At 32.2% G+C, this 8,597-nt stretch carries 7 protein-coding genes; all 7 read left to right on the top strand.

The window, feature by feature from the left end; all coding sequences use genetic code 11:
- The first annotated feature begins 363 nt into the window (after nucleotides 1-363).
- The 7 genes from ACU1LP_RS18895 (at nucleotide 364) to ACU1LP_RS18865 (ending at nucleotide 8,448) form a co-directional block, all read left to right on the top strand.
- On the top strand, nucleotides 364-1,362 hold the full coding sequence (locus ACU1LP_RS18895; protein ID WP_445737057.1) for an SDR family oxidoreductase: 999 nt from the start codon (nucleotides 364-366) through the stop codon (nucleotides 1,360-1,362).
- Between the two features lie 238 nt (nucleotides 1,363-1,600).
- The gene (locus tag ACU1LP_RS18890) at nucleotides 1,601-2,881 is read left to right on the top strand and encodes a nucleotide sugar dehydrogenase (RefSeq protein WP_445737056.1); all 1,281 of its coding nucleotides are present in this window, start codon (nucleotides 1,601-1,603) and stop codon (nucleotides 2,879-2,881) included.
- Between the two features lie 32 nt (nucleotides 2,882-2,913).
- Nucleotides 2,914-4,419 (top strand): lipopolysaccharide biosynthesis protein, encoded by a 1,506-nt coding sequence (locus tag ACU1LP_RS18885; RefSeq protein ID WP_445737055.1) that lies wholly within the window; start codon nucleotides 2,914-2,916, stop codon nucleotides 4,417-4,419.
- On the top strand, nucleotides 4,419-5,063 hold the full coding sequence (locus tag ACU1LP_RS18880; protein ID WP_445737054.1) for a CatB-related O-acetyltransferase: 645 nt from the start codon (nucleotides 4,419-4,421) through the stop codon (nucleotides 5,061-5,063). Before ACU1LP_RS18885 ends, ACU1LP_RS18880 begins: the two co-directional genes overlap by 1 nt.
- A 2-nt stretch (nucleotides 5,064-5,065) precedes the next feature.
- Nucleotides 5,066-6,217 carry a glycosyltransferase gene (locus ACU1LP_RS18875; protein ID WP_445737053.1) on the top strand — a complete coding sequence of 384 codons (1,152 nt, stop codon included), beginning with the start codon at nucleotides 5,066-5,068 and terminating at the stop codon, nucleotides 6,215-6,217.
- 14 nt (nucleotides 6,218-6,231) lie between these two features.
- Nucleotides 6,232-7,335, top strand: coding sequence for a polysaccharide pyruvyl transferase family protein (locus tag ACU1LP_RS18870; RefSeq protein ID WP_445737052.1), 1,104 nt, complete (start codon nucleotides 6,232-6,234; stop codon nucleotides 7,333-7,335).
- 48 nt (nucleotides 7,336-7,383) lie between these two features.
- Nucleotides 7,384-8,448 carry a glycosyltransferase family 4 protein gene (locus ACU1LP_RS18865; RefSeq protein ID WP_445737051.1) on the top strand — a complete coding sequence of 355 codons (1,065 nt, stop codon included), beginning with the start codon at nucleotides 7,384-7,386 and terminating at the stop codon, nucleotides 8,446-8,448.
- Nucleotides 8,449-8,597 lie beyond the last annotated feature (149 nt).

Here is an 8,597-nt window from a genome sequence, read left to right as displayed (position 1 = left end):
CAGGTGCCAAAGTTGTTTTTCAGTTTCTTTCACTGAACAACCCGAATTTGACATAAAGCAACCGAATATCAACTACATGCGCTATTGTGCGGAGGCTCTTCCAATGGCCTATCGGGTCCACAAAGATCATTAAGTCCATAAAAGCGTTTGCACTGACGTTTATATATAGAATCCGCTTCAATCAAAAAAGTTTAAACCAATTCAGATTTATTATTATTAATCGCATCCAAGCTATTGGTTCATCCCATATTTCTGCATGGTTTTGAATTTCATCGGGAAAATCATGACCTTGATATAATTACTGAACCTATTAAATATATTTTTCACATCTTTGCCTGCAGTTAATTAAAACCCCAAATTTAAATGACCGACCAACAATCCAAACTATTAAAAGGAAAACAGATACTCGTTACTGGAGGAGCGGGCTTTATTGGCTCCAATCTGTGCGAAGTGCTATTGAACCAGCATGTAAAGGTGGTCTGTTTGGATAATTTTTCAACGGGTAAGCGCATCAATATCGAACCCTTTCTTCAAAACCAGAATTTTAAATTAGTGGAAGGCGACATACGGCATCTTGAAGATTGCAAAAAGGCGTGTTTAAATATAGACTATGTGTTGCACGAAGCGGCTCTTGGTTCTGTGCCCCGATCTATAAACGATCCCATTACCACTAACGATGTCAATGTGTCCGGATTTTTAAATATGCTGGTCGCCGCCAGGGATGCCGGCGTTAAACGCTTTGTTTATGCTGCCAGTTCATCCACGTATGGCGACCATGAAGCGTTGCCAAAGGTTGAAGATACGATTGGGAAACCGTTATCGCCTTACGCCATTACCAAGTACGTCAATGAATTGTATGCCGATATTTTCCACACTACTTATAACTTTGACACTATAGGGCTTCGATATTTTAATGTTTTCGGAAAAAGACAGGACCCAAATGGTGCCTATGCCGCAGTCATCCCTAAATTTGTACAACAATTTATTGATCATGAATCGCCCATCATCAATGGTGATGGCAGTTATTCTAGGGACTTTACCTACATAGCCAACGTGGTGCAAATGAACATCAATGCCCTAACCACGGAAAATAAAGACGCCCTGAATACGGTTTACAACGTCGCTTATGGCGATAGAACCACCTTACTGGAACTGGCCACCTTGTTAAAAACCTATTTGTCGGAGTTTGATGCCAGTATAAAAACTATAGAAATAAAACATCGCGAAAATCGCGTGGGCGATATCCCGCACTCCCTAGCATCCATCGAAAAAGCAAAACGCCTTTTAGATTATAACCCGCAATACAATATCAGCGCAGGTTTAAAAGAAGCTGTTGTCTGGTATTGGGAACATTTAAAATAATTTTGAGTGAGTAGTGAATAGTGTTAGAAATGAATAGTAAAAATCACATCATGAACAGCCATAAACAAATAAACAACACAAAACATCAGTTCAAGTGATTTTCCAAGTATAAGAAAATTGTATCGGTAACGGTGATAAACTAATAAACAACGCCCAATGTCAGTCTGAGCCTGTCGAAGACCCATAAACGAATAAACAATTCAACAAATAAGCAATAGGCAATAAAACAACACCCAAAATGAAAGATATAAAAATAGCCATCATCGGTTTAGGCTATGTAGGATTGCCTTTAGCCAGGTTGTTCGCTACAAAATACAATGTAGTTGGCTTTGATATTAATGAAAAACGTGTCAATGAATTACTTTCTGGAAAGGATGTAACACTTGAAGTTGAGGAAGATCTTTTAACCGCAGTATTAAAAAAGAATCCCGATAATTCAAACGGATTATATTGTTCGTGTGATTTAGATGCCATTAAAGATTGTAATCATTATATCATCACGGTCCCTACCCCTATTGACAAAAACAACCGACCAGATTTAACACCATTGTACAAAGCCAGTGAAACCGTTGGAAAAGTCCTTAAAAAGGGAGATATCGTTATTTATGAATCCACGGTATATCCCGGAGCCACAGAAGAAGACTGTATCCCTGTTTTAGAAAAAGTAAGTGGTTTAAAATTTAATCAGGATTTCTTTGCGGGCTACTCACCAGAGCGCATCAATCCGGGCGATAAATTGCATACCGTAGATAAAATCCTTAAAGTAACAGCAGGCTCCACGCCAGAAATTGGCAAAAAAGTAAACGAGTTGTATGCCTCTGTGATAACCGCAGGCACCCACCTCGCTCCTACTATTAAAGTAGCTGAAGCGGCGAAAGTGATTGAAAATTCGCAACGCGATATCAATATTGCCTTCGTCAATGAATTGGCCAAAATTTTCAATTTGATGGCTATTGATACGCATGCAGTATTGGAAGCTGCTGGCACCAAATGGAACTTTTTACCCTTTAAGCCGGGTCTAGTAGGTGGGCATTGTATAGGTGTAGATCCATATTATCTAGCACAAAAAGCGCAGGAAGTAGGTTATCACCCAGAAATTATATTGGCAGGGCGACGTGTTAATGACAGTATGGGGCAATATGTAGCTTCAGAGATCATTAAGTTAATGGTACAAAACGATATCCGTATTAAAGGAGCTAAAATTCTAAATTTAGGAATCACCTTTAAGGAAAACTGTCCTGATGTGCGCAACACCAAAGCAGTAGATGTGATTAATCAACTAAAAAGTTATGGAACGGAAGTCACTATTTTCGACCCTTGGGCGAATCCTGAAGAAGTCATGCATGAATATGGTTTAAAAACCATACAAAAAATACCACAAGGTACTTTTGATGCCATTGTTTTAACGGTTGCCCATAAAGAGTTTCTTAAAATAAACCTAGCTGCATTACTAAATCCTAATGGTATTTTATACGATGTAAAAGGGGTTTTGAAGGTACAAGTGAATGGAAGACTGTAACGCTATTTAATTTAAACCAAATAAAGAGTATTGTGAGTCAAATAAAAACAGGAGCTTTTCTTAATTATATTACTATTTTTTTAACAAATATGGTTGGTCTTTTTATAACCCCCTTCATTTTAAACCATATTGGTAATGCTGAATACGGCGTATATACAGCTATTGGCGCCTTAGTGGGAACCATCTCTGTTTTGGACTTAGGGCTAAACAACACGATTGTCAGATTTGTAGCAAAGTATCGAGCAGAGAATGACAGAAAAGGGGAAGAGAATTTTTTAGCAACTACCATGTTAATTTATCTGTGCATCTCAATAATAATTGTTATTATTGGGTTTAGCTTTTACGGGTATATTGATACCTACTTTACCAAGCTAAACGCTGAAGAAATACAAATAGCTAAAACCATTTATGTTTTATTGATATTTAATTTGGCTATTGGTTTGCCAGGTGGCAGTTTTGTAGGTATTTGTTCTGGTTATGAGGTTTTTGTATTCCCAAAAACGGTTAATATCATTCGATATGTTTTAAGAACAGCCGTTGTGGTTGCCGTACTCACAATGGGTGGCAAAGCCATTGCATTAGTAATTATTGATACTGCGTTCAATATATTGTTTATTTGTATTGAAGCGTATTATGTATTTAATAAATTAAACGTACGTTTCAAGCTTCATGAATTTAAGTCTAAATTTTTAAAACAAATTTTCAGTTATTCTGTTTGGATTTTTGTTTATGGTATTGTTGCTCAGTTTCAATGGAGATCTGGTCATATAGTTCTTGGTAATATTGTATATCCCAAAGTGTTAGCTATATATGCAATTGGGCTAACATTGGGCAGTTATTATGGTGCATTTTCATCAGCGATAATGGGAGTATTTCTTCCAAGAGCAACTCAAATGACAGTGAACAATGCTTCAGCTTCTGAGCTTACAAATACTATGATTAAAATTGGTAGAGTTTCCTTTATTGTATTAATATATATTCTTGGAGCCTTTTTTCTTTATGGTAAACAATTTGTGTTTCTTTGGGTTGGTGAATCATATTACGATTCATATATTATCGCATTAATGATTATGTTAGCATACACCATACCATTAGTTCAGGGTTTTACTGGTGCTCTAATTGAAGCACAAAATAAGGTGGCTTTTAAATCAATCATTTACTTAATATTTTTAGCAATTGGTACTATTATCGGATATTTTTTAGCTATAAAGTATGGTGCACTCGGAATGATTTCTGGCACTATCATTGGCTGGATTATTGCTCAAAATATCATGAATATATTTTATTATAAAGTTTTAAAACTGGAAATCATTCGTTTTTTTAAAGAGTTATTTCATAAAACCTTAATCGTATTTATTATCATATTAGGGATTGGTTATATAATTAATTTTATTCCTGGAAATGGCTGGTTAAATTTTTTATTTAAAAGTATAATTTACTCTTTAATATTTTTACTTCTAATTTACAATTTTGGTATGGTTAAATTTGAAAAAGAATTGCTAAACAGCTTATTTTTAAAAATTAAAAAATTCCGATAATGAAGTTTTTTATAAGAAAATATCTTTGGGAAATTTTGGGTATAGATTATCAACAGTCACTTAAAATTCATGATTTTGTCTTTTTAAAAAATGACCCATACACTATATTAGGACACAAATCTTATGATAATGGAGCTTTAGTTTGGAGATGGACCGATTCGCCGTTAGTCATTGGAAAATTTTGTAGTATAGCAAATAATGTCAAATTTATAGTAGACGAAGGATTTCATACCACTTCTAATATTACTAATTTTCCATTAATTGATAATCTATTTAAAGATGAATTAATGTTACCCAATGGGAGTTTAAAAAAAGAGGTTTTAAGCCAAGTAAAACAAAAAGCAGGTATTACTATTGGAAATGATGTCTGGATTGGCATGGGGGCTTTCATTATGCCTGGAGTTATTATTGGCAATGGTGCAACTATTGGTGCAAATTCGGTAGTTACTAAAAATGTACCAGATTATGCCGTAGCTACAGGGAGTCCAGCTAAAGTTATTAAAATAAAGCATAGCACAGAAGTTATAGAAAAACTAAATAAAATAGCGTGGTGGAATTGGGAAGTAAAACTTATTAAAGATCGAATTGAAGATTTTCATAACTCTATAGAACATTTCGTAAACAAGTATTACAACAACCAATAAAAATGCAAAAAATTGTATTTGTTATAGAATCGCTTCAATGTGGAGGTGCTGAAAAAAGCCTAGTTACATTATTAAATTTATTAGATTGTAATAAATTTAATATTGAATTAATTTTATTTAAAAAAGGGGGTGAGTTTGAAAAATTTGTTCCTTCTAATGTACATATTGAATACATGTTACTTGATAAAAATACTAATACTTTTTTTAATTTTTATCGTCGAATAAAATTTTGGTTTTTAAAAAAAATAAAATTTAATAAGCTGCATGTAGCACAAATTCATTGGTCTGTATTTAAAAACACATTTTCTAAATTAGAACGTTGTTATGATATAGCAATAGCATATAATCAAGGTTTTGCCACATATTATGTTGCCAGCAAGGTTTCATCAAAAGCAAAGTATACATGGCTAAATACAGATTATAAAAATGCGGGATATAATTTAGATTTTGATTACCAATTTTATAACTGCTATAATAAAATAGTTTGTGTTTCAAAAGAAAGTGAAAAATCTATAAAAGATGAGTTAAAGAAAATTGGCAAAGATTTATCTATTGAAATAATAAAAGATATTTCTGATGTTGATTTTATAAATAAAATGAGTTTTGAGAACTCTGGTCTAAACAATGATACAGAAATTACTAAAATTCTTACTGTTGGTCGATTAGCAAAAGCCAAAGGTTTTCATCTAGCCATAGAAGCTTGTGAAATTTTAGTTAAGAAAGGGTATAGAATAAAATGGTTTGTAATTGGAGATGGACCATTACGCCATGAGATTGAAAATATAATTAAAGAAAAGAAACTTCAAGAGTATTTTATACTTTTAGGCTTTAAAGAAAATCCATATCCGTTCATTAAATCATGTTGTGTTTACGCCCAAACCTCATTATTTGAAGGCTTAGGCTTAACAGTTATAGAAGCCACTATTTTGCAAAAACCAATTGTTACAACAAATTTTCCTACAGCCTATACAATAATTGAAAATGAAGTAACAGGTTTAATTTGTAATATGACTCCAATGGCTATTGCTAATGGAATTGAACGCTATTTAATTGATATGGAACTAAAAGAAAAAGTTGTTGAAAATTTATCTTCATTAAAAAATAATGATAAAGAAATTTCTTTATCACAAATTAATGAACTCCTTGATATATAAAATATTTAAAATAAATGAAAATTAAAACCATTACCTGTCATGAAGTTTATAATCACGGTGCTAGTTTACAGGAATATGCCTTATTAAAACATTTAGAATTTTTAGGGCACGAAGCAGAAACTATTCATTACAAACCTCCTTATTTAAGCAATCATTTTAATTTATGGAGGATTTCGAATGATAGATATAATAATATTGTTTTAAAATTGGCTTATTTAGTACTAAAACTTCCTAGTAGACTTAAGAGCCTAAAACGTAAACGAGAATTTGATGATTTTTCTTTAAAGTTTATCAAAAGTACAAAAAAATTATATAGATCAAATGAAGAGTTAAAATTGGATGTTCCAGAAGCTGATGCTTATATATGTGGTAGCGACCAAATATGGAATTCATTTTTTGAGAATGGGAAAGACCCAGCTTTTTACTTAGATTTTGTGCCAGATAATAAATTAAAAATATCCTATGCCGCAAGTTTTGCTATAGATAAATTAGAAGATCATTTGAAAGAATTTGTTAAAGAAAAAGTGTCAAGACTTAACCATATTTCAGTAAGAGAATTATCTGGGAAATCCATACTTGAGGATTTAGGAATTGAGAGAGCTCACCAAGTGCTTGATCCAGTTTTTTTACTGGAACCAACAGAATGGGAATCATTAATCCCTATTCAAAAAAAAACAAAAAAATATATATTTATTTATGACTTTGACTCCAACTCTTTAATTAAACAAATGGCTGAAAACTTAAAAAAAAGATATGGTTGGGAAATTATCTCAGTTAATGAATTAATAAAATATACTGATAGAAATTATTTTTTGGAAGGGCCAATAAAGTTTTTATACTTAGTAAAAAATGCAGAGTTTGTAATTTCAAATTCATTTCATGCAGTGGCTTTCTCTATTATCTTTGAAAAAGATTTTGTGGTTTTTAATAGGTATGACAAAATTAACACAAGAATGAGAGACTTACTTTCTAATTTAGCATTGGATAATTTATTAATTATGAGTGAGGACATGGTTAAAGACCATGAGTTAAATAAAATAGATTATACATTGGTACAAAAAAAACTAAACTTATCAATAAAATCCTCAAAAGAATTTTTGATGGAAGCTTTAAAATAAATGATCAAATTGCTATACATAACAAATCAAATTTGTGGTCCCGGAGGTTTGGAACGTGTTTTGTCAATAAAAACACGTTATTTAGCTGAACAATTAAACTATGAGGTGCATGTTGTCACATTAAATCAAGGTGACATGCCTTTGTTTTATGATTTTAGTAAATTGATAAAACATCATGACATAAAAACTTCGGGAAAAAACCTTAAATATTTTTTTTCATATAGACAAGGATTACAAAAAGTAGTAAGCAAAGTCCAACCTGAAATTATTTTGGTTTGCGATGATGGGCTTAAAGGGTTTTTTATCCCTAGAATAATTTCAAACTCTTGTCCTATGATTTACGAAAGGCACGCTTCTATCAACATTTCTATTAATAAGGATTATTTAAATCTTTTCGATAGAGCTAAGTTTAGGCTACAAAAATATTTAATGCATTTTGGAGCCAAAAAATATAAAGCCTTTGTTGTTTTAACAAATCAAAATACTAAAGAATGGACATTAAAAAATTTAAAGGTGATTCCCAACCCTTTATCTTTTTATCCAAAAACACAATCTAATCTAAATAATAAAAAAGTAATAACAGTTGGAAATCACGGGTTTCAAAAAGGGTATGATAGGCTTTTAAAAAGCTGGAAAACCATTTCTGAACTATACCCAGAATGGAAATTAGAAGTATTTGGCAAAATAGACCCTGACCAACAACATATTAAATTAGCAAAAACACTTGGCTTATCTGATTCTGTTTTCTTTTCTCCTCCTATTAGAGACATCCAAAGCAAATATTTAGAATCATCTTTATATGCTATGTCTTCTCGTTCAGAGGGTTTTGGGATGGTTTTAATTGAAGCGATGGCTTGTGGATTACCCTGCGTATCTTTTGATTGCCCTAGCGGTCCAAAAGATATTATTGATAACAATCTAAATGGATTCCTGGTAGAAAATGGCAATATAAATCAATTTACAGAAAAATTGAAGACTCTTATAGACGATTTTGAATTACGCTGTTTTATGGGAAAAAGTGCCCGATTAAAAGCTAAAATGTACTTGCCAGAAGTTATAATGTCAGAATGGCATTCATTATTTACATCCATATTGCAAAATAATAATTTATGAAATGAGCATGACCGAAAATTGGTCGTAACCGCCAATGAACCTCCCGGTAGGCAGGTATGACCTTTAAAAAACAATAGGTATAGGCGTTTAGGTCGCAATTGATTATTTTTGCCAAATGGCAGAAAGAAATATTTTTAAAGGAGTGAATT

This window comes from Mariniflexile sp. (assembly GCF_052728615.1).
Note: the sequence above shows the minus strand (reverse complement) of the source record. Positions and strands in the feature narration are given on the sequence as shown.